Origin of the sequence: Natrialba swarupiae (genome assembly GCF_008245225.1) — an archaeon.
GTDB lineage: Archaea > Halobacteriota > Halobacteria > Halobacteriales > Natrialbaceae > Natrarchaeobius > Natrarchaeobius swarupiae.
Genome location: NZ_VTAW01000018.1, coordinates 37,668 through 59,447 on the forward strand (window position 1 = coordinate 37,668; position 21,780 = coordinate 59,447).

Annotated in this window: 22 protein-coding genes, 1 tRNA gene and 2 pseudogenes; 13 read left to right on the forward strand and 12 right to left on the reverse strand. The window is 63.8% G+C overall.

Features of this window, described 5'->3' with window-relative positions; translation table 11 throughout:
• Nucleotides 1-319: 319 nt before the first annotated feature.
• Nucleotides 320-1,240, forward strand: coding sequence for a DUF5694 domain-containing protein (locus FYC77_RS13670; RefSeq protein ID WP_149082054.1), 921 nt, complete (start codon nt 320-322; stop codon nt 1,238-1,240).
• A 185-nt stretch (nt 1,241-1,425) separates the two neighbouring features.
• Here FYC77_RS13670 and FYC77_RS13675 read toward each other — a convergent pair whose 3' ends face one another.
• Nucleotides 1,426-2,445, reverse strand: coding sequence for a Cdc6/Cdc18 family protein (locus tag FYC77_RS13675; RefSeq protein ID WP_149082055.1), 1,020 nt, complete (start codon nt 2,443-2,445; stop codon nt 1,426-1,428).
• 515 nt (nt 2,446-2,960) lie between these two features.
• Here FYC77_RS13675 and FYC77_RS13680 point away from each other — a divergent pair.
• The 4 genes from FYC77_RS13680 to FYC77_RS13695 all read left to right on the forward strand — a co-directional run bounded on the left by FYC77_RS13680 (nt 2,961) and on the right by FYC77_RS13695 (nt 6,135).
• Nucleotides 2,961-4,178, forward strand: a complete 1,218-nt coding sequence (locus tag FYC77_RS13680) for a methyl-accepting chemotaxis protein (protein ID WP_149082056.1) — start codon at nt 2,961-2,963, stop codon at nt 4,176-4,178.
• A gap of 675 nt (nt 4,179-4,853) precedes the next feature.
• A complete protein-coding gene (locus tag FYC77_RS13685; RefSeq protein WP_149082057.1) occupies nt 4,854-5,240 on the forward strand; it encodes a hypothetical protein in 387 nt (128 codons plus the stop codon).
• 167 nt (nt 5,241-5,407) lie between these two features.
• On the forward strand, nt 5,408-5,797 hold the full coding sequence (locus tag FYC77_RS13690; protein WP_149082058.1) for a pyridoxamine 5'-phosphate oxidase family protein: 390 nt from the start codon (nt 5,408-5,410) through the stop codon (nt 5,795-5,797).
• Nucleotides 5,798-5,874: 77 nt separating this feature from the next.
• A complete protein-coding gene (locus FYC77_RS13695) occupies nt 5,875-6,135 on the forward strand; it encodes a HalOD1 output domain-containing protein (RefSeq protein WP_149082059.1) in 261 nt (86 codons plus the stop codon).
• 239 nt (nt 6,136-6,374) lie between these two features.
• On the opposite strand, the gene FYC77_RS13700 is transcribed toward FYC77_RS13695, so the two are convergent.
• The 3 genes from FYC77_RS13700 to FYC77_RS13710 form a co-directional block, all read right to left on the reverse strand.
• A tRNA-Pro gene (locus FYC77_RS13700) sits at nt 6,375-6,447 on the reverse strand.
• A 122-nt stretch (nt 6,448-6,569) separates the two neighbouring features.
• On the reverse strand, nt 6,570-7,166 hold the full coding sequence (trmY, locus tag FYC77_RS13705) for a tRNA (pseudouridine(54)-N(1))-methyltransferase TrmY (RefSeq protein ID WP_149082060.1): 597 nt from the start codon (nt 7,164-7,166) through the stop codon (nt 6,570-6,572).
• An 83-nt stretch (nt 7,167-7,249) separates the two neighbouring features.
• Nucleotides 7,250-7,816 carry a metal-dependent hydrolase gene (locus FYC77_RS13710; protein ID WP_149082061.1) on the reverse strand — a complete coding sequence of 189 codons (567 nt, stop codon included), beginning with the start codon at nt 7,814-7,816 and terminating at the stop codon, nt 7,250-7,252.
• A 185-nt stretch (nt 7,817-8,001) separates the two neighbouring features.
• Here FYC77_RS13710 and FYC77_RS13715 point away from each other — a divergent pair, with 185 nt between their 5' ends.
• Nucleotides 8,002-8,184: an HVO_A0556 family zinc finger protein gene (locus tag FYC77_RS13715; protein ID WP_149082062.1), complete on the forward strand. Its 183-nt coding sequence runs from the start codon at nt 8,002-8,004 to the stop codon at nt 8,182-8,184.
• A gap of 63 nt (nt 8,185-8,247) precedes the next feature.
• Here the strand turns inward: FYC77_RS13715 and FYC77_RS13720 are convergent.
• From FYC77_RS13720 to FYC77_RS13745, 6 genes and pseudogenes are all read right to left on the reverse strand, one after another.
• A pseudogene (locus FYC77_RS13720) lies at nt 8,248-8,370 on the reverse strand (diphthine--ammonia ligase); the annotation flags it as partial.
• A gap of 95 nt (nt 8,371-8,465) precedes the next feature.
• Complete coding sequence (locus FYC77_RS13725) at nt 8,466-9,191, reverse strand: diphthine--ammonia ligase (RefSeq protein ID WP_149082063.1); 726 nt, start codon at nt 9,189-9,191, stop codon at nt 8,466-8,468.
• 205 nt (nt 9,192-9,396) lie between these two features.
• Complete coding sequence (locus FYC77_RS13730; protein ID WP_149082064.1) at nt 9,397-10,710, reverse strand: DUF373 family protein; 1,314 nt, start codon at nt 10,708-10,710, stop codon at nt 9,397-9,399.
• Between the two features lie 145 nt (nt 10,711-10,855).
• Nucleotides 10,856-11,851, reverse strand: a complete 996-nt coding sequence (gene sppA / locus FYC77_RS13735; RefSeq protein WP_149082065.1) for a signal peptide peptidase SppA — start codon at nt 11,849-11,851, stop codon at nt 10,856-10,858.
• Between the two features lie 137 nt (nt 11,852-11,988).
• Nucleotides 11,989-12,870 carry a coiled-coil protein gene (locus FYC77_RS13740; protein WP_149082066.1) on the reverse strand — a complete coding sequence of 294 codons (882 nt, stop codon included), beginning with the start codon at nt 12,868-12,870 and terminating at the stop codon, nt 11,989-11,991.
• A gap of 678 nt (nt 12,871-13,548) precedes the next feature.
• Entirely contained in the window at nt 13,549-14,631 is a 1,083-nt protein-coding gene (locus FYC77_RS13745; protein WP_149082067.1) for a tubulin/FtsZ family protein, read from the reverse strand.
• A gap of 161 nt (nt 14,632-14,792) precedes the next feature.
• Between FYC77_RS13745 and FYC77_RS13750 the strand changes: the two genes are divergently transcribed.
• On the forward strand, nt 14,793-15,218 hold the full coding sequence (locus FYC77_RS13750) for a DUF5791 family protein (protein ID WP_149082068.1): 426 nt from the start codon (nt 14,793-14,795) through the stop codon (nt 15,216-15,218).
• Here the strand turns inward: FYC77_RS13750 and FYC77_RS21055 are convergent.
• Nucleotides 15,191-15,345 (reverse strand): annotated as a pseudogene (locus FYC77_RS21055) (antitoxin VapB family protein); the annotation flags it as partial. The gene FYC77_RS13750 and the pseudogene FYC77_RS21055 sit on opposite strands and share 28 nt — an antisense overlap.
• Nucleotides 15,346-15,443: 98 nt before the next feature.
• Between FYC77_RS21055 and FYC77_RS13755 the strand changes: the two are divergent.
• Nucleotides 15,444-16,331, forward strand: coding sequence for an SDR family oxidoreductase (locus FYC77_RS13755; protein WP_149082069.1), 888 nt, complete (start codon nt 15,444-15,446; stop codon nt 16,329-16,331).
• Between the two features lie 142 nt (nt 16,332-16,473).
• Nucleotides 16,474-17,670, forward strand: a complete 1,197-nt coding sequence (locus FYC77_RS13760; protein WP_149082070.1) for a DHH family phosphoesterase — start codon at nt 16,474-16,476, stop codon at nt 17,668-17,670.
• Between the two features lie 135 nt (nt 17,671-17,805).
• Here FYC77_RS13760 and FYC77_RS20500 read toward each other — a convergent pair whose 3' ends face one another.
• Nucleotides 17,806-17,976: an HVO_0758 family zinc finger protein gene (locus FYC77_RS20500; RefSeq protein ID WP_200840315.1), complete on the reverse strand. Its 171-nt coding sequence runs from the start codon at nt 17,974-17,976 to the stop codon at nt 17,806-17,808.
• 138 nt (nt 17,977-18,114) lie between these two features.
• Between FYC77_RS20500 and FYC77_RS13765 the strand changes: the two genes are divergently transcribed.
• From FYC77_RS13765 to FYC77_RS13780, 4 genes are all read left to right on the forward strand, one after another.
• Nucleotides 18,115-19,287, forward strand: a complete 1,173-nt coding sequence (locus tag FYC77_RS13765; protein ID WP_149082071.1) for a glycosyltransferase family protein — start codon at nt 18,115-18,117, stop codon at nt 19,285-19,287.
• A gap of 54 nt (nt 19,288-19,341) precedes the next feature.
• On the forward strand, nt 19,342-19,815 hold the full coding sequence (locus FYC77_RS13770; RefSeq protein ID WP_149082072.1) for a DUF7109 family protein: 474 nt from the start codon (nt 19,342-19,344) through the stop codon (nt 19,813-19,815).
• A 1-nt stretch (nt 19,816) separates the two neighbouring features.
• Complete coding sequence (locus FYC77_RS13775; protein ID WP_149082073.1) at nt 19,817-20,404, forward strand: NUDIX hydrolase; 588 nt, start codon at nt 19,817-19,819, stop codon at nt 20,402-20,404.
• 178 nt (nt 20,405-20,582) lie between these two features.
• Complete coding sequence (locus tag FYC77_RS13780; RefSeq protein ID WP_149082074.1) at nt 20,583-21,770, forward strand: NAD(P)/FAD-dependent oxidoreductase; 1,188 nt, start codon at nt 20,583-20,585, stop codon at nt 21,768-21,770.
• Nucleotides 21,771-21,780: the final 10 nt, after the last annotated feature.

The window sequence follows — 21,780 nt, forward strand, 5'->3', positions numbered from 1 at the left end:
ACGGCACATAAGCGACGGCGTGCAGTTTCCGATTTTCCGAAACGGATCGGATCGGATCGGCCGATTTCGACCGCCCGAACCACTTTCTTTCGGGTATGCGCTCACTTTCCGAAATTCCGAAAGGTGACGTTCGTCGTCAAGTAGCTTTCGCCGAGATGTTCACTGGCCAACTCGTCACGGTGTCATATCGTCCTCGCGCGCCTCATTCCGAGCGAACCACGATGGATCGAACACGCGGACCCGCTCGCTTGCCCGGACCCGATCGCTTCGTCGATCTCGCCACGGACGAAATGCTCACCCCGTCTGTCTCCACCGACCGATGAACGCCGAACTCGCTCTCGCTCGCCGGCAGTTCCTGGCGACGACGGCAGTCGGTACCACGGCGGAGACCGCCGGCTGTACCGGCCCGGCCGGCCGCGAATCGGTTGACGAAGTCGACGACGCGTGGCCCGCTCCGCGGGAGGGGAAGCGACGCGTCATGCTCTTCGGATCGACGCACCTCCAGCACACGGCAGACGGCGACGGCGGAAACGTCTTCGCGGTCGATCCGGGGGACGTCCTCGAGGACGACCGACAGCGGGAACTCGCCGACCTCGTCGACCGACTCGCGACGTGGGACCCCGACCGGGTCGCCGTCGAGTGGCCGTCCGCCGAGCAGGAGATCATCGACGAGGCGTACACAGACTACCGAGACGGCGGGATCGAGGCGCTTCCGGAGCGCCTGGACCCGACCAACGAGATCGTCCAGATCGGGTTTCGGCTGGCTGACCGTCTCGATCACGAGCCGCCGGCGGCAGTCGATTATCCACAGAACCTGACCGCGTTGCTCGAGTCCGAGGAGACGCCGCCGTCGTTCGAGTCGTTGCTCCCGGACCCCGCCGACGTCGCGTATCCCCTTCCCGCACTCGAGGAAACGATCGCCGAGGATCAGCGACTACTCGACGAGGGAACGTTGCTCGAGTATCACCGTCACCTCAACGACCCCGACCGGGCGCGGTGGAACGACGAACTGCTCTTCGCCGCGGCGCTCGAGGGAAGTGACCTCGGCGAGTACCCCGCGACGAGTCTGTTGACGGCCTGGTACCAGCGGAACATCCGGATCGCGGCGAACCTCTGGAACGGCGTCGACGGCGAGCGGGTACTGCTGGTGATCGGCGCCTCTCACGTTCCGGGCCTCCGGCACCTGTTGACGGTCGCGCCGATGTTCGTGCCGGTGTCACCACTGCCGTCTCTCGAGTAACTGCTTCGGTCTTATCGACGCGCTGACGTTCGACCGCAGCGGTGTTCGCCGCGACGACGCTCGACCGTAGCGGTGTTCGCCACGACGACGCTCGATCGCAGCAGTGTTCGCCACGACGACGCTCGATCGCAGCAGTGTTCGACCAGGACGCTGGACCGTAGCGGTTCGAGACTGGCGAGACGTGCTTAGCTCTCCCCGACCTCCTCGTCGACCACCCGGTAGGTCCGACCGCGGCGCTTGCCGACGGCCTCGATCAGATCGTAGTGGACCATCTTGGTGAGGTAGTTCCGGAGCGTCCGCCTGGTTTTCGGCTCCTCGACACGGCGTTCGTACGTGGCGTAGAGCTCACCCGGCTCGATCTCACTGGCGTCGGCGATCACGTCGTACAGCACTCGCTGGTGTTCGATCAACCCCTCGAGCGTTCGCCGCCGTACGGCCGTCCGTCCGGAGGGAATCGCCTCCTCGAGTACACTGTCCGTGACCGAGGCGATCCCCTGGCGTTCGGCTCCGAGGGCGGCCGATCGGAGAATGCCAATTCCGACGCGAGCATCGCCCGACGCCGCGTCGGCTATCGTTCGTAACTGCTCGTCTCCGATCGCGTTCGGCTCGAGGGCCTTCTCGGCTCGTTTCTCGAGGATCGCCGCCAGTTCGTCCGTGCCGTACCTGTCGAATCGAACCCTCGAGCCGGCACGAAGCCGCGAGCGCACGCGGTCGTCGAAGCCGGCAAAGAGTTCGTCCTCGCGGTTGGCGATCATCACGAGCGAGACGTGAGCGAGTCGATGGAGGTCGTACAGGGCACCCGTCTCCTCGAGCTGGTCGACTTCGTCGAGAATCACGACGACGGGACGGTCGTCCGTCGCCGACAGCCGACCGAACAGTTCGTCTTTCGGCGTCGACCGGTGGACGCCCGTCGTCCGTCCGACCGACTCGAGGATACTGTACAGGACCCGAAAGCGGGTGTACTCCTGCCAGCAGTTGACGTAGGCGACCCGGACGTCCGGCTCCTGTTTACACAGCTGCGTCAGCGCGTATCTGGCGATACAGGTCTTTCCAACGCCCGTCGGCCCGAACAGGAAGGCGGGATCGGGTCGCCGGCCGTACACCAGCGGCTCGAGGGCCTCCGAGAGGCGATTCACCTCGTCGTGGCGGTGAACCACCTCACTCGGCACGAAATCCTCGCGTAGCACGCGGTCGTCGACGATCACGGCTCGTGGATTTCTCGGCGACCCCCTTAAGCCTCGCCGGGCCGTTTCCGAAACTTCCGATAGATTTGCTATCGTCGCATATGATTTATCAACGAACTCGAGTCGGGTTCCGAGCTTTTCTCCTCGACGACCCACTACGCTGGCGCTGTAGAAGACAACGGGGTGTCGTGGCGTCGACCGTGGCCCGACGAACACGCGGTCCAGTCGCGGCGACTGGAAGCCACCCTCGAGTCCGATACCAGACGTAGTGAACTCGGTCGTGGGCATTCCGGAGGTCCACGAAACTCGTCGCTCCGGCGATATCACCGATCGGTTCGCCCAATTCACGGAGAGTGCGTTCATCGGGCCTCGAGGCAGCATCGACTCGGTCGAAACGGCGTTCGACGCTGGAGTTACCATCGAATCTGGTCGACCGCCTTCGAACCCCCGCCTCGAGGCTCTCGGTTTGCCGTTCGCGCGTCTTCAGTCTGCTATTGGCCGGAATCTTGTTGTTGAACGCTTCTCTTGGTGGGTTCATGCCACAAGAGGGGGAACTTGGACAGGCAGTCGAGCATATCGAAACGATCAGCGAACATGTAGATGGGACACTCGAAGTCACAGAGACGCAGGTCGACGAGGTCGCCAACGTTCGTGAGGAGCTCGACGAACTGAGCGCCTCGATGGAGGAGGTCGCTGCTAGTTCCGAAGAGGTCGCAGCCGCTGCCGAACAGGCCCAGACGTCAGCCGAACGCGGTCAAGAGACGACCCGGACTGCACTGGAGACGATGAACGGGGTGGTCGATATCACCGACGAACTGACAACGACAGTTAATGAACTCAGCGACCGCATGGAGGCGATCGAAGAGGTCGTCGACGTGATCGCCGATATTGCAGACCAGACGAATCTCTTGGCGTTGAACGCAAACATCGAGGCGGCCAAAGCCGACGACTCCGGTGCTGGATTCGCCGTCGTCGCTAACGAAGTCAAGGGGCTCGCCAACGAAACCATCGCCCACGCTGACGAAATCTCTACCCAGATCGAACAGTTTGAACACCAGACCAAACAGACGGTCGAACAAACGACAGAGACGAACCAACAGGTTACCGAAGCCAATGACAAAGTCGAGAGTGTCCTCGTCGCACTCGGGGAGATTACGTCGGCCGCTGACGAGGCCGCTTCCGGGATCGGTGAAGTCGCAGATGTCAACGACAGTCAGGCTCGCACCATCGAAACCATCTCCGAGTCGACCGACGTGATCGACAGCCGTTCCGACCGGATCCTCTCGGACATGGCCACGGCCAGTGCTCTCACCGATGAACACGAGGTGATCGTCTCTCACCTTACCTCGTACATCAACAACTTACCCGGAATGGCCTACCGGGTGAAAAACGAGGAGGGGTGGCCGGTTATGTTCGCCTCTGGCGGAACGAAGGGTCTCACAGGATACGACAGCGAACGACTGGTAGACGGGACCGTTACCTTGGGCGGTGATATCATCCACGACGGTGACGCCGACGACGTCTGGAACGCCGTTCAAGACGCGATGGATCGTGGTGAGGATTTCGACATCCGGTATCGAATTCGGACGGCTGACGGCGATGTCTTGCGGGTCCGAGAGCAGGGTCGTGGCCGGTACAACGACGGTGGCGATGTCGTTGCGGTCGAGGGGTACATCTGGGATCCGGATCCATCAGGCGCAGAGACGCTTTGGCCCGAGACGGCCGACTCGAAAGCAACGACACCTCTGGATTGACGTTTCCCCTCCGCAAGCGAGATTGTCTCGGAATCTATACTGATCGTTGAAAGCCATTGCACTCCCGCTCGAGTGCGAGCGGTGTCTGAATCGTTTCAACGATTACTATCGGATAGCGCCACCGACACTGTCTGTCGTCGAGATCAAACCACGATCTCAAATATCGTCTTATACGGTCTCGAGCTCGGTTCGTCCCGCTCATCCCGACCGGTTTGCACGTGGCAGACGACGACCTGCGGTCGAGCGTCGTTCGGGCCACTTCTCTCGCGGATACGTCTGGAAACGGCCAGTGTGGCGCTCTGTCTGTCGGTTTCTCGTGGGCTGATATAGGATCTGTTGCTTTTGGCGCTCTCCGTGGCTGTCGAGTACGTTTCTCTGTCTCTGCGTTGGATGTGACCATCCCGGCAATAAATCGCATAGTGCGATATAGAAGTTGTCCGGCACGAGACGCGATCGATCCCTGGAACAGCGGGATCGACGACGCTGTCGTCGACGCCTGGCGCGCCGCTGGCGACGGGTTCGTCGCCTCGGTGACCTCACGCGACGACTATAGTTGCCGTCCCGCTCTCCGGGCGCACTCGCCCCACGACTGTGCCGGCATGACGGACGGAAACCGTATACCCCGCGTCGGGTGCGGTCCGTACCTTCTTGCCAGTCGCCGATATACCACGTTGCATGGACGAACTCTCACTCGGCGTTCCCGAACCGATCCTCGATCGATTGCCACCGGAGGACGAGACCGCCGCCGCGGACATGCAGGAGGCGGTCGCAGGGTGGGAGCGACGACTCAACGAGGCGATCGACGACGCAGAAAACGACCGGAAGGCAGCCACCCAGGTGCTCGAGGCGATCGACCGATTCGAGGAACGCTACCAGACGTACGACGAACTGGTACCAGAGCTACGCGCGTGGGGGCAGTCCCCGATCTACGCGCTGGCGTGGCGGACGCTGTACGCGGACGTCGTCGCTCAACTGTACGACCACGACGATCTCGGCGAACACCTCGAGCGAGAACGGAACGCGCGGCTGGTCCAAGACGGCATCAGACTACGTGATCTGTAGTTCCCAACCGAGATAATCCGTCGTCGTCGACCGGGATCGAGGCCGTCGCGTACGTTCGTGGCCGCCTTCCTCCGTCGGTTCGAGACCGTGCCGGGCAATCGCTCGAGCGACTGGCCCCCTCCGAGTGAAGGCACCAACTGAAAACCCCTGGTCGGTGAAACCGGTCTATGGCCTCGATCCCCGAGGAGGTTCACGACCTGTTCGAGAAACGTACGTTCGCACACGTTGCGACGCTGACCGACGACCGCGATCCACACGTCACGCCGGTGTGGATCGACTACGACGCCGACGACAACCGGTTGCTGTTCAACACCGAACGCCACCGCCGCAAGCTTCGCAACCTCGAGGCGAATCCCTCCGTCGGTCTCAGCATGATCGATCCGGTCGACCCATACCGCCACCTCACCGTCATCGGTGACATCGAGGAGATCACGACCGACGGCGCTCGAGAACATATCGACGAACTTTCCCGGCGCTATCTGGACCAGGACTACCCGCAGCCGATCGAAAGCGAGCGCGTGATCGTTCGCATCCGTCCGAACGAAGTTATCGTCTGAACACCGTCAGACGCACGTCAGCCACGTGTCGGAAAAGAATCCTGGGGCTTTTTAACCCGGTCCGTTGGACGGCCGGTATGGGGCCCGGGGAATCAACGAGCGTCAAGATCGCCAAGAAAGTCGCCGCACGCGACGGAACCAGTCCGAGTGACCTCCAGCCACCGTTGTACGCGGCGGTCGATACGGACGCACTGGACGCCCTGTTTCGTCCGTCGACGACACGCGAAACCGACCTCCGTCTCGAGTTCACCTACCGAGGATACACGATTTCGGTCACGCCACCTCAGGAAATCGAAATCGAACCGAGGTGTTCGTCCGCCGAACCATCGGTCGACTGAGACGAATTGTTGTCTCACAGCACTGTCCTCGATCACGAGGGGTACTGAGGACAAATCTCACACTGGCAGGTTGCCACGGATCCATCGTCAGCAGATAGAAATGGCCGGCGCAGATTACGAACCACGTCTAGACGTGCTCGCTTCGCTGTGCGCGACTGCTCTACTTCGAATCTGCTTGGTTCCATTTGCCCGCATCGCAAACTCGCCGCTTCGCTCCCCGTTTTGCGATGCGGGAAAAGTGGGCCGGCGCAGATTCGAACTGCGGTTACGGCCACCCGAAGGCCGAAGGATACCAAGCTACCCCACCGGCCCGCATTTCGAAAGTGATCATCCGAGCGTTTAACGGTTCCGAAACCGTTCATCCGCTGAGAAAAAAGGACCAAAATACGCCCGACGTGACCCGGTCGGTTCGCCGTTAGCAACCGGGGAATCGGCTACCAGCGCTCGTAGCCGTTCGTATCCAGAAAGTGATGAGCGATCGTGATCGCTTGATCGGCGTGTACCAGCTCCGGACCGAGTCGAAGCCGCCGGTCGGCGGCGGCCTCGAGCGTCCGGCGCTCGTCGTCGGTGAAATCCCGGTGATCCGAGAGGACGAACGTCGGATCCGCGAGGTCGCCGGCGTCGACTACTGGATCGCCGTCCTCGTGTAGTTCGATGATCGGCCCGTCCTCACCGACGAACTCGAGCGTCTCTTCGAATCCGCGGCGGTAGAGTTCGACGCCAGGGCTCGGTTCGGCGGGGAGCGCACCGATCGCCTCGTCCCGATGCTCGAGTGCGTTCCGGACGAGTGCGGCGGTACTCCGTTCGTCCGGATTGAGACGACGAAGCTCGCGACCGTCGAACGAGATCGTGAGTTCGTCCTGGGCCACGAGGTGGACGCGGACGTCCGAACGGATGCCGTGGGAGGTGACGAACGAGGCGGTGATCGATCGGCAAAGCGCGTCGAGGCGGCCGGCGCCGCCGGCGAGGTCGTCGAGCGAGAAATCGGGATCGGTGGGAACCTCGTGGCCGACGAGTACGAACTGGCGCATACTCGAACTACGGACGGCTGAGGGATAGCCGCCACGATTCCGTGCGGTACGCTCGGCCGGGAGACGGTCTGGCACGATTTCGGCTACTCGTCTCGAGACGGAACACGTCTGCCGCGTTCGAACAGTACACGTACGTACCCCAGTCCGGGTGCTCCGTCACGGTACCAGACGACCGCCGCGAGGACGAACAGTCCGAACTGGAACAGTTCGTAGGGCCCCATCGCATAGTAGGTAAGAATCGCGTCCAGCACTCCGTCGACGGGATCTTCCGGCGGCTGTTCGACCAGCGGCCAGAGGAGGAACTCGGTTCCGGAGAGGTCGCCAGTGAGCACCGAGGGTGGGACGTCGGCCAGGAGATGAGAGAGGTGACCGACGACGAACGCGACGCCGACGTCACGAGCGTCGAAGCGGATCGCCAGGGCGTAGACGGCCGGAACCAACACCGCGGCGAACAGAAGCGAGTGACCAAGCGTGCGACCGCCCGGGAGGATGTCGAACGTCCACGCGAGCGGTTTGTCGATCAGGTCGGGGAGCTGTGAGCCGATCGCGAGTGCGATCGCCGGAAGCGAAAGCGGCGGACGATCGTACTGGTAGTGAGTGTAGGCAGTATACAGGAGGTAGGCGACGGCGAGGTGTCCCCAGGGCCACATCGCTCTCCGATTCCGTGTGCAAGCGCATAAACGGATCGCCCTGTTTCGGTGCCAGCGGATCCTCACAGCCCGCCAGTCGGTGCCGGCGGATCCTCGCAACCCGCCAGAGTGCTCGATACCGGAATAGAGATGGGATGGCACAGGCAGGGTCAACCGTTACCCCTCCCCCAGCCGGGTGTGGTGATATGGCGAAATCACAGCAGTCACAGACCGACCGACAGGGACGTCAGCTACTCTCGATTCTGGAGGGGCGGACCTGCCCGGCCTGTCCAGACGGCGAACTCGAGCGAGCGACGTACAAGGACAACCGAGCCGTCGTCTGTGACAGTTGCGGCACGCCGCAGGCACAGGTCTGGACCTCCTCGTGACCGGTTCCTGCGGGTCGCTATCCGATCCGTCGGCTGCCGAATCGAGGCTCGCCGGAGCGATCGTCAACCCAACTGCGCGTCGGTGATCCGCAATCGGCCTCGAGACCCGTCCCACTGGCGCTCGTACTCGAGGTCGATCCGTCGGTCCATGTGCGGGCCGTCGACCACCAGGGTCTCAGAACCACCTTTTTTCCGCTCGGGTCGACTTCGTCGACCGCTCGCGCAAAAAATCTGGACCAAAAAAGCCGCTCGTTCGCTTCGCTCACTCACGGTCGAACCAATCACTCCAGTTGCGCGTCAGTGATCCGCAACCGACCCCGGGACCCGTCCCACTCACGCTCGTACTCGAGGTCGATCCGCCGGTCCATGTGCGGCCCGTCGACCACCAATGTCTCGAACTCGCCGCCCTCTCCCAGAATGTGAACGCCGTACTCGTCGTGTAGTTCCTCGAGTTCGGCGAGCGTCTCGCAGTCGAGTGTTCGTCCGAGCCAGGAATCGTCTAACCCGTAGGCGGCGACCTGGACGATCAGGATCTCGAAGCCAGCCTCGAGCATCGAGTCGGCGAGTTCTCGTGGATCTTCCTGCCACAGCGGCGCGAACAGCTCACACCCCAGACGCTCGCACATGGCTTCGATCCGGTTGGTCTGGTACTCGCTCTCGACGGCACCGGCCGTCACGCCCGCGATCCCACCCTCGAGGTCTCGGTCGAGCGTCTCGAGGGCGGCTTCGAGCGGCTCGAGTTCGTCGTCGCCCTGCTCGCTCGAGTCGTCGGCCAGCCCCGCCTCGAGGTCGCCCGGATCGACGTCGACGAGTTCGATACCGACGCTCTCGGCGGCGAGTTCGGCGAGTTCCGTCGCGGGAACGTGGTACATGTACGAGTCGTCGCTCGGGTGGACGGTGACCAATCGCCGAACGTCGAGGCCGTCCTCGAGAGCGCGGTACAACGCCCACGAGGAGTCCTTCCCGCCCGAAAAGAGGCTCACCCAGGCCCCGTCTGCGTCGCTCATGGTTGTGCGTGCATCTACGGGGGTAAATGGGTGACGAGTTACGCGTCCGACTGAAACGTTCGCCCGACTCGCTGGTGAACGCGAACCCGTCCGGTACGTACCGACGGATCGGTACCCGACCGTCTCGTACGGGTTTCTGTCCCGATCTCCGGGTACACCCGCCCCACGGTCGCAGTGCGTCGGCACTGACGGACAGGAAACCGTATCACTCGCCCTCGTCGGACTCCGGTTCGGCGCTCGAGTCGCCACCGACGCCGGTGGCAGCCGTCGAACCCGATCGTGAGTTCGTCCGGTCGTCGACGATTTCGACGCCCGTCTCGTCGTTTCCGGCGCCCGTCGACCCCGTCGGTGGCGGTCCGCCGTCCGTCAGGCCGGACGTGGCGCTGGCTCCGTCGTCGAGTTCCGTTTCGTCTCGGCCACCGAGCGACGCTGCCAGTCGAGCACCGACGAGACTGACCGCGATCGCGGCGACGACGTACACCGCCAGCCGCTCGCTCGCGGTGACGAAGACGGTTTCGACCGGAAGGATTCCGTGGCTGGCGATCTCGACCGGATCGATGAGCCCCTGTTGCTCGAGGAAGTACGCCGAGAAGCCACGGATCACGAGCCCGACCGAGAGCACGACGAACGGCAGGTTGAGATAGGAACGCCGGATCGGTTCCTCGCCGATCAGCTCGTCGAGGACTCGACCGGCACTCGCGGTGAGCGCGGCGACCGCAAGCCACGGGATGCTATCGTACGTAAACTGCATCGTCGGAATCACGATACCTGACTGATCCTCGAGATTCGAGACACCGAGCCCTCCTGCGAAGAGGCCAACGAGAGTCAGTCCGGCGGCGGCGACGTAGGTGACGACCGACACCTGGCCGGAGTACAGCGACTCCCGGACCTGGTGGGCGGCGCCGGTGATGATCTCGTCGATGCTAAAGCCCTTGTAGAGCAAGAAGAGGCCGATGACGCTGGTGATTGCGGCGGCACCTTCCGCGGGTCCGACGACGGTCGCGAGCATCGGGAACACGAGAAGCGTCAGGCCGATCGGGACGAGTACGGTCTGGCGAAGTTCTTCGTCCGCGAGAAACTGCTTGAGCAGGTAGTACGTCGACTCGATGTCCCGGGCCTGCCGAACGACGACCCGGTCGACCGAGTCGACCTGGACCCGACTCTCGACGACCGGGACGAGCCGCTCGTCCTCTGCGCTGTCGATGACGACGACCGCGGACTCCGGCTCGTACTCGGCGATGAGTTCGTCGAGTTGGCGAGCGACTGCTCTGTCTGCCGAGACCATCGACTCTCGGTCCCCCGAGACGACCGCCACGACCGCCTCCTCGTTCTCGTCGCGGAGATTCTGGGCGACGCGAAGCGTCTCGAGCAGGGAGTTGACCCCCGAATCCTCCGGATCCGCGAGGCCGATGTCGGTCACGAGCGCGCGGACTGCCTCCCAGCCGACGATCGGCGAGCGGAGACCGGCTTTCCGGCCGACGTCGTCGGTCCGGTCGAGACAGACGACCAGCGTTGTCACGGTACCTGTTCCTTTCTGTGTGACGATAAAACCACGTACTCGTTCGCCAAGCTCGTCGAGCGACCACCCCAAACCGCCCCGGCAACGGCGGTTTCGTTCACGTACCGGTTCTCTCGATTTCCAGAACTGACGACAGCAAACCGTCTCAGGATCGCAGCCGAAACTCCCTCGGCTCGGCCAGTCCGGCGATGCCGGCCCCGAAGGCGTAGGCGACCGATCGAGCGCCGGCACCCATACGAGCGACCAGCGGCCGCTCGGGTTCGAACTCTTCGACGGTCACCTCGTCCGTCTCGAGGCGCTCTGCGAGCACCGCCTCGACGTCCCGTCGGGTGCCGAGTTCGTCAACCAGGTCCAGTTCGTGAGCCGACTCGCCGAGGTAGATTCGGGCCTCGGTGTCGCGGACGAACTCCGGCTCGAGATCCCGGCCGTCGCTGACGCGCTCGACGAACGTCTCGTAGTAGTCGTCGATCACCCCCTGCAGGTACTCGCGTTCGTCGTCGTCCATCTCCTTCAGCGGCGTTCCGGCGTCTTTGTACTCGCCGGCCGCCAGCCGTTCATACGAGAGACCGACCTTCTCGGCGAGTTCGCTCGCGTTCACCCGCGAGCCGATGACGCCGATCGAGCCGACGATCGACCCTTCGCGGGCCCAGAGTTCGTCACAGCCGCTTGCGATCCAGTAGCCCCCGCTCGCACAGACGTCCGTCGCGTAGGCGATCGTCGGCCCCTCGAAACGCTCGGCCGCGAGCCTGATGTCGTCGCTCGGGACGACCTCCCCACCAGGCGTGTTCAGCTTCACCAGCAGAGCCTGTACGTTGTCGTCGTCGTTCGCCCGATCGATCTGTTCGACGATGTCGTCCGCCGGCGTCGCTCGTGGGCTCGAGGGAAGCGCTCCACCCCCACCGTCACGCGTAATCGGCCCCTCGACTGCGACCTCGGCGACGTCGTAGCCGGGAAACAGCGAGCCCGCGACGCTTCCGGCGATCTTGACGCCAACGAGTAACACGCCGAGTGTGAGGACGACGCCGAGTAGCTCCGCCACCGTCTCCGGATAGACGACGAACAGTCCGACGCCGAGGGCGGCAAACAGCACCGTTCCTGACAGCACGATCGCGAGCCGACCGACTCCAGCCTTACTGACCATCGATCACACCTCGAGTCATATCACCGTCTGCGTGTGCTGACCTGTTAAAAGAGTCGTCTGCCGCATCCACCGACGGCATCGCTCGGTGTCGAACCGTCGAAAATCGAACGGAAGACGAATCGAAGCGACGACCGCGGTTACAGGAGCCCGGTCTTCTGGAGCTTCATCAGGTCCTCGGTATCGAGGGTCTCGCCTTCCTTGAACTTCTGATAGATCTCCTCGGCTTCCTCTTTGGCCTCCTCTTTTTTCTTGTCGCGTTCGGACTTGCGCTCCTTTTCTTCTTTCTTGTCCAGTTCGCGCAGACGCTTCTGGACGCGCACGAAGTCCTCGTGGTGCTGGTCGGCGGCCTCCTGGGCCTCGACGAACGAGTCGTGCATGTCGTCGGCGTCGTCACGGATATCGTCGGCCTCGCGGTAGGCCTCGATCATCTGGTTGTGGTGTTCCTGGGCCTTGTCCGCGAGTTCAGTGACCTTCTGGTGGTGTTTGGAGGCCTCGGAGCGAACCTCCTCGGCTTCCTCGACGAGCCCTTCGAGGTCCTCGTTCTGGTCGAGTTTCTGCTTTCGCTCCTCGTACTCCTCGCGTTTGGACTCGATCTTCTCGATGAGCTCCTTTTCTTCCTCACTCGAGAGGACCTCCGTCTGCTGTTTGAACTCGAGTTGCTCGATCTCGTCCTCGAGCTGTTCGAGATCCTTGCCCTCGTCGAGTTCCATGTCGGATTTGAGCTTCTCGACCTTGTCGAACAGCTCGTTGGCCTCCGCGTTGAGTTCGTTACGTTTGTCCTTGTGTTCTTGGACCTGCTCGTTTAACTCGTCACGCTGTTCGCGGTGTTCCTGGGCCTCGTCGACCTTCTCGCGTGTCTTCGCGTTGAGGTCGTCGCGTTTCGAGGCTCGCTCGGAGGCCATCTGGTTGAGATCGTTTCGCCGATCTCGCAGTTGGCCCGCCATCTTGATGAGCTGTCCTTTCGATTTGTTTTCAAGGTCGTCTTCCGTCAGTTCGATGTTTTTCGATTCGTCTACCATGTGTTATTCAAACCTCTGTGCCATACCCGCACCGGAGTGGTCGGACCGACCACCGACGCATTTGTCGCTGGTGACGTACGTCGGTATCGGCCGAAGAGAGCGACCGCTCGGAATCTGCGAAATCTCGGTGAGTAAGATTTCCTGTCATCGATCGTCGAGCGATACGCGCCCCGGTGGCGTTCTGGTACCCATGGATACTGTCGCCTGTAATTTAAAAGTACCGATCGAAAAAACCGTGAAAACCGTTAGCAGACGCCCCGTCGTCCGTGTTGGACAGTAACATGCCGACCCACACGACATATAAACGGGTGGGCGAATTCGACTCAGAGGGATTATCGTCGCCAACCGATCGTTTCGCCGTTTGTCTGTCGAGTCGCCAACCGACCGTTTCGCCGCTTGTCTGTCGACACCGTGTCTCGACCGACGGGCGGGTAATCGATGGACGTCTACGATAATCCCTATCAGTTTCTCCACTCGAGGCGACGACCGACCGACGCCGTCGCCGCGTCGCACCTCGTGTGATTGGGAGTGGCGTGGCTATTTCCCGGCGTGACGCAGACGGATCGCCGCCCCGTACTGCGGGGTCGCGATCTGTCTTATACGGATTGCTGTACCGATGTACCGGCGAACTCGCGACCTGTCTGCGGGTTCGGCGGTAGCGATTGACAGTATACCGTATCAGAATAGGTTCTCGAGGCGGTCGTCGGTGAGCTGGTCGACGTTCTCGTCGGGATCACGCGCCTCAGTCTCGTTTGCCGTCTTCGCACGCTCCATGAACTCGTCGAGTCGGGCCGAGCGTTCGGCCCCGCCGAGCAGGACCAACGCGCCCAGTCGTTCGCTCTCGATGGGAAAGTCACCGCCACGGACCTGCATGCTGTCGGTTTCGTCTTCGACCCACCGGCGGGCCCGCTCGACGCCCTTGCGGGGGATGCGCTCGGGCTCGCCCGCGATGACGACGAGCGCCGAGTCGGCCGCCGTCGCGGCGGGCATGCTCGTTCCGGTCAACAGTGCTTGTCTCGTGACCGTCATCGTCACCTGGATGTTCTCGGCGCTGTCCTCGCTTGCAACCTCGCTTGCGTACCCCAGCACGGAGACGCCGCCGGAGCGAAGCGTGTTGATGACCTCACTCGAGTCGACGACGCTCTCGCCGACGCCCTCGGTCGCCTCACCCGAGGCGAACAGCAGGCCGACACGTCGGGCGATCTTCTCGTTGATCGTCTCGAAGGCACCCTCGACGCTCTCTCCCTGTTCGTGCCAGGAGTCGTTGTCGATCAGGAGCGTCGAGTCGGCCTCCCTGAGCAGCGTCTTCAGCGAGCGGCCGGCGTTGGCCTGGTACAGCGCACCCTCGTTTCGGCCCGGGAGGACGCCGAGTGCGTAGACGGGGACGTCGTACACCCGCTTCAAGTGGTGAACGAGAACGGGTGCGCCGCCGCTTCCCGTCCCGCCACCGAGGCCGGCGATCACGAAGATTGCCTCGGCGCGGGAAGTGACGCGGCCGTCCAGGTTGCCGAGGACCTGCTGAATGTCCGATTGCATGATCTCGGTACCGAGTTCGTTGTCGCCGCCGACGCCGTGACCGTTGACGCGGTCGGCGCCGATCAGCTGCGTGTCGACGAATTCGAGGGAGTGGAGGTCGGGTTCTGCGGAGTTGACGGCCAGGGCACCTTGAACGGCGTCGAAGCCCATGTTCGCGTCGAACCGGGCGAGCCGTTCGGTGACTTTCCCACCAGCCTGACCGATCCCGATCAGGGCGACTTTCATACAATTCGTCATACGCATGAGGGAAGTTGAACGTTCCGATGGAATACACGTGCTATCACTGGACGTGGACTGTCCCGATCGATCGATCACCAGCCCAACCATCGATCGATCGCGATTGTTGAATGGTAACCCACTTGTGGCCGAGCGCTGTCGGTTTTGGTATGTTCTACGAACAGCGGATGGCCGTTCCCGGTTCGCCCGCCGAACTGCGAGCGGAGTACGAGGGCGACCTCGAGGTGGTCGTCGAGACCCACGGTCCGGATACCGTCGCCACGGAAACCGGGCTCGATCGGGACGTCGTCGACGCACTCGTCGCGGGCGACGCTCCCGACCTCTCACTCGAGGACGCAGCCGAAATCCAGTCGCTCGCGGAGGGCGCGCCCGATCCGGAGACCATCGTGACGATGGCCTGTGAACACCTGCTGCTGGGCATGTCCACGGCTGTCCTCGACGTCGACGCCGTCGAGAGTGACCTCGAGATCGACCTGGCCGCAAAGGAGATCCAACAGAAGATCGAACGCCGCGCGCCGATGTCCCTCGAGGAGTTCGTCCACGTCCAGTACGTGATCGTCGACAACGCGCCGTGACCGGTGACGTCGTCGAGCCGTCGACCGTCGTCGAGCGTCTCTTCGATCACCTCGCTGAAACTTCGATCCCCTTCTCACGCTTTAGTTCCCGGTAGACGTCGTCCGAAATCGCGATGTTCTTGCTCATGGATTGTGTATGGATACTTATACGTAAAAGACGTTGTCGCTCGCGGTCGAAACGATCTCGAGCGACGGCCCTATTGTCGTCGGCTCCCGAGTCGGCGTATGAACGTCGCGATACTTGGCTGTGGATACGTCGGCCTCGAGCTGGGCCGACAGCTTGAGTCGCACGGTCACGACGCGGTCGGCGTCCGACGCTCCGCGGAGGGCGTTCGCCGGATCGAGGACGCCGGTCTCGAGGCCGTCCGGGCCGATATCACCGACCCCGACGCGCTGGCGGACGTTCCGGACGCAGACGCGATCGTCTTTATCGCGAGCAGCGGCGGCCGCGGGGCCGAGACAGCCCGCGAGATCTACGTCGACGGTCTCCGGACGGTGGTCGAAGCCTTCGGCGAACGCGAAAACCCACCTGATCGGCTGGTCTACACCTCCTCGACGGGCGTCCACGGCGACCACGACGGCGACTGGGTCGACGAACAGACGCCGCTCGAGCCGACGACGGAGAAAACCGCGGTGCTCGCCGAGGCCGAACGGATCGCCCTCGAGTATCCGATCGAGTACGGGTACGACGGCACAGTCGCACGCTATGCGGGGCTGTACGGACCGGGGCGGTACCGTCTCGAGCGCTACCTCGAGGGGCCGGTCACCGAAGGCTACCTGAACATGGTCCACCGCGACGACGCCGCGGGGACGGTCCGCTACCTGCTCGAGGAAGAGCGCGCGCGCGGTGACGTCGTTCAAGTCGTCGACGACGAGCCCGCCGAGAAGTGGGCGTTCGCCGACTGGCTGGCCGACGAGTGCGGCGTCGACCGACCGCCGAAGCGGACGAAAGCCGAACGCCTCGAGGACGGCGATCTCTCCGATGCCGCCCGTCGCAGAACCCTGACCAGCAAGCGGTGTTCGAACGAGAGGCTCCGTGCACTCGGCTACGAGTTCGCCTACCCGACGTTTCGCGAGGGGTATCGCGATGCGGTCGACGCGTACACGGGATGAGAGTAGACGGGTGGGCTTTCGCTCGCTACGTGCCATCTGGGGGTCCGGTGAGGGTCGTTGAGGTGTTCTCTCCGGGCCGGTCGGCGCTATCGATCGGCCAAAACAGGGGAAAATTCTTGGTAATTCAATATAAGTGTCCGGTATGTACGATCCCGGGCCCTCGAGGACCGTCGTGTTCGCCGACGTGGACGTTTCGTCCTTCGAGGGTGTCGTGGAGGGAGTTACCTCGCTCGAGCCGCTGGTTCTGTCGCTTCTGATCCTCGGCGTCGCCGCCTTGGTGCTCGGCGCCTGGTGGCTGGTTCGCTGGTTCCGTCGCCCGCCGGGCGCTCGCCTTCGACGAGTGCTCGCCGGCTACGACGATGTCTCCGTGTTGATGCATCCAAACCCCGACCCCGATGCGATGGCGTGTGCGATGGGCGTCGCCACCATCGCCGACTCGGTCGACACTAACGCGACGCTGCAGTACCCTGGTGAGATCCGCCACCAGGAGAATCGGGCGTTTCGCACGGTCCTCGGCCTCGACCTCGAGAGCGTCGAGTCGAGTTCCAATCTCGCCGCCGACGCGGTCGTGCTCGTCGATCACAACACCCCACGGGGGTTCACCGGCGCACAGACCGTCGAGCCGATCGCCGTGGTCGATCACCATCCCGGAAACGGGACCGGGACGAAGTTCACCGACGTCCGGACGGAGTACGGTGCGGCGTCGACGATCGTCACCGAGTACGTCCGAGAACTCGGTGCAACCACGGAGGACGAGGAGAACGATGACGGCGGAACACTCACTCTCACGCCGGAGCTCGCAACCGGTCTCCTGTACGGCATCCAGGCCGACACGAACCACCTCACCAACGGCTGCTCGAGTGCGGAGTTCGACGCCGCTTCCTATCTGTTCGACGCGATCGACGAGGACTTGCTCGAGCGAATCGCCAACCCGCAGGTCAGCGACGACGTGTTACAGATCAAAGCGACCGCGATCACCGAGAAACGCGTCGAGGGTCCGTTTGCGGTCTGTGACGTCGGCACTATTTCGAACGTCGATGCGATCCCGCAGGCAGCGGACGAACTCATGCATCTGGAAGGGGTGACGGCGGTCGTCGTCTACGGCGAAAGCGACGGGACGATCCACCTCTCGGGCCGGTCGCGTGACGACCGCGTCCACATGGGCGAGACACTCCGACACGCAGTCAGCGACATTCCGATGGCGAACGCGGGCGGGCACGCGCGGATGGGCGGCGGACAGCTCTCGGTCGATCACATGCGAGGGATCGGCCCGTCGGACGGCATCGACAAAGCCGAGTTCGAAGAACGGCTCTTCTCGGCGCTGTCCGGCGAGCGGTGAGAGGGGTTCTCGAGAGAGCCACTTTGCGATGAAAAACGTGATCCCGACGCGCTGTCGCAGCCGCGGGTAGTCCGCGGGCCGTGTCGATGTGGTCGCTGTCGATTCCGAGTTCGACAACCTCGGCGGATCGACTCGTTATCTGATCTCCTTCCACTCCTCGTTGCAGTCCGGACAGATCCGGACGGTCTTGATCTCGTCCGGATCGTTTTCGGTCTTCAGGGGCTTTTCACACTCGCTACAGACGAGACGATCGTACGTATCCTTCTCGAGGTCGCCTTTGCGTAGCGCCTTTCGGACTGATTTCATGTTCACTCTGTAGGAAGGTAGGGGAGAAAAAGACCGGGGCTTTCTGCCATTTCGTATAGAGTACCCGATAGCTTCGGTCCTCCCGTCTCGTTCGCCGGAGTCGTGGCCGTTTTATCGGTGGGGCCGAACACACCACCGATGGAGTACGTCCAGGAGCGAATCGCGACGCTCCACGACCTGAATGAGGGCCGACGCTCCCCCGACGCGTCCGGCGACCTCGAGCGGGCGGTCGACGAGACGGTCGTCGTCGTTCCGATGACCGGCCGGGAGTGTGAGAGTCCTGCGGCCGATCGCGTGCTCTCGGAACTCGAGTCGCTCGACCCGGCTGCCGTTTTCGTTCCCGTGCGCGCGCCATCGGAGCGCATCGGGACGTTTCGCCAGTGGCTCGAGTCGTTCTCGGTGCCAATACAGTTACTCTGGTGTAACTCGCCCGCCGTCGAAACGCTCCTCGCGGAGGCCGGGCTGTCGGGCGCGTTCGGCAAGGGACTCGACGTCTGGCTCGCACTGGGGCCGGCGGCCGACCGCGGCGAGTTCGTCGTCGTTCACGACGCCGACGCGCGGAGCTACGAGGCAGATCACGTGCGACGGCTCCTCGCGCCGCTGTCGTTCGGATTCGAGTTCTCGAAGGGGTACTACGCCCGCGTCGAGGACGGTCAGCTGTACGGGCGTCTCTTTCGGCTGTTCTACGAACCGCTGATCGCCGCCGTTGGAGCCGAACACGACGACCCGATCGTCGACTATCTCGGCGCGTTCCGGTACGCGTTGGCCGGAGAGTTCGCCGCCAGCGCGTCGCTGGCTCGCCACCTCCGCGCGCCACGAGCCTGGGGGCTCGAGGTCGGCACGCTCGGCGATGCGTTCGATCACGCTGGCTTTTCGGGGACCGCGCAGGTCGACCTCGGCCGGCACGTTCACGACCACCGCGCGGTCGACGGCGAGACGGGACTCGAGGGAATGAGCCGCGAGGTCGCCGCCGAACTGCTGCGAGTCCTCGAGGAACGCGGTGTCGGCCTGGAGTACGAGACCCTGGCCGAGCGATGTCGCCTCGCGGGCGAGCGGCTGATCGACGGATATCGGGCGGATGCGGCGTTCAACGGCCTCGAGTACGACGTTGCGGACGAACGCGATCAACTCGCTCGCTACACCGAGTCGATCGACGAACCGGGCCCCGATCGGCGGCTCCCCCGGTGGGTGGACGCGCCACTGGAACCGGAGGCGGTGCTCGCGGCTTCGCGGCCGTGGCTCGAGGGGCGGGTCGGATCGTCGGCCGGGGATTCATCGCGACGACCGACACAGAAGAGCGACTCGCGGTAACGGGTGTGCCCGACGCTATCAATCTTTATCAGCGCACCACTCGTTGGGAGCGGTATGAACGCGACCGCCGACGAACTGGCCGGCGTGGTCGATCTCTTCGGCGGACTCACTCGAGCGGAACTCGAGCGTGCGCTCTCGGAAGCGGCCTACCGTGCGGACGGCCGATCGGTCGACGACGCCGCGCTCTCGGCGGCGATCACCGATGCACTCGACTCGTTCGCGCTCGTTCGCTACGAGCGCTCGGACGATCCGTCGCCGCTTCTCGTCGCCGGCCCGACCGCGTTCCCGTCGGTTCCCGACCACGCCGAGGACGTTCCACACATCCTCGGGATCGATCGGCGCGACCTCGACCGAAAGGCACTCGGCGAATCGACGTCCGAGCGGTTCGTCGAGGCAGTCGACGACGCGATCGAACGCGGCGACCAGGATCGACTCGAGGAGCTGATCGACGTCAGTTACGACCTCGAGGCGTGGGCGCCCGTGGACCTGGCGACGGAGCGAAACCGACTGACGGAGGCACTCGACTGAGATGAGCCGTTTCGATCTCGACCCTGTCGCGGCGCACACCCCCGTCGAGATAGACGATCAGCCGTACGACGCGGCCGTTCTCGCGCCGGTCGTCGATCGAAACGACGAGGACCACCTCCTATTTACGCGCCGGGCCGATCATCTCGGCGAACATCCGGGACAGATGAGCTTTCCGGGTGGCGGCGCGGAGCCGATCGACGACTCCCTCCTCGAGACGGCGCTCAGGGAGTCCGCCGAAGAGATCGGCCTCGGGTCCGAGGAGGCCGACATGATCGGCCAGCTCGACGACATTCGGACGATCACGGAGTACGCCGTCACGCCGTTCGTCGGACGGATCCCCGACCGGGAGTATCAACGCGACGGCAACGAAGTCGCCGAGATCGTCGTTCTTCCCCTTGCGGGGTTTCTCGACTCAGCGAACTACGAGTACGAACGGCGCGACCATCCCTACTACGGCGAAATGGTCGTTCACTACTTCCACGTCGACGGCTACACCGTCTGGGGTGCGACCGGCCGCATCCTCGTCCAGTTGCTCGAGCTCGCAACGGGGTTCGAAGCGCCCGAGCGCGTGGATCGTTCGCAGGTCTGATGGGGTGGTTCGGCAAGTCTGAGCCGGCACGTCCGGCCGGTGGCTGCTGGAACGGACCACCCAGAAGTAAGTATGATCCGAACGCAGATGGCACTATGATATCGACACGAAGTCGCGTAACGAACTCCCGAAGTATCCGAACGCGACGGCTATCTGGCGTCTCGTCGCCTGGTCTACGATGACCGAAAGCGAGGACCTCGAGGCGGAACTCGCGGTCGGCACCGACGCGTTCACCGACCGCGGTGCGGGCTCGAGCGTTGCGGTCGTGGGTGCAGGCGCAGTCGGCGCGACAGCCGCGTACGAACTGGCACGCGAGGGAGCGGATGTGACCCTGTACGATCGAGGAACGGTCGCGAGCGGAGCGAGCGGCCGGGCCGCGGGAATCTGCTACGACGCGTTCGCCGACCCACTCGACGCCGATCTCGCCGGTGAATCGATCGAGCGATTCAGAGCCCTCTCGGGCGAGGACACGTTCCCGTTCGTCGAGTGTCCGTACGTCTGGCTCGCACGCGAGGGCGACGACGAGCGCGTCGATGCCGTTCGAGCGGGCGTCGAGCGGATGCAAGAACACGGTATCGTCGCGCTCCAGGCGGATGGCGACGCGCTCGCCGACCGATTTCCGTCGCTTCGGACCGACGACATCGCGGTCGCAGGAATCGCCGGCGCAGCCGGCTACACCGATCCGGCCAGATACACAGCGTGTCTCGCGGCGGCTGCCAGCGGCGCAGGGGCAACCATCGAGACGGAGACGCCGGTCGCGATTCGATCGGACCCCGCACGGATCGTCGTCGACGGCGAGGAACGCGAGTTCGACGCCGTACTCGTTGCAGCGGGTGGCCACACGAAACGCGTGCTCGCGGACGCGGGGATTTCGATCGCGATGAAGCCGTACCGAGTGCAGGCACTCGTCGCCGACGCCGACCTCGCGGAGCCGATGTGTTACGACGCCACCGGCGACTTCTACGTTCGCCCCCACGCGGAGGGGATCCTCGCCGGCAACGGGACCGAGGAACGCGAGGCCGATCCGGACGGCTACGACCGCGACGCGGACTCGACGTTTTCGACCGACCTGATAGAGCGGGTCTCCCACCGGTTTCCCGCCGGCTCGTTCGACCTCGAGCGAGCCTGGGCCGGACTCTGTACGGCGACGCCGGACCGGGATCCGCTGGTCGGTAAACTCGAGTCGAACCTGTACGTCGCGACCGGGTTCCAGGGGGAGGGAATCATGCGCGCACCGGCGATCGGCGCGCGGATCGCCGAAGAGCTACTCGGCGGGGACGGGATCGACGCCTACGACCCGACCCGGTTCGACGGCGACGAGGCGTTCGACGTCACGGAGGGGATGACGTTTACGTTCGAGGAGTGACGAGCGTCCA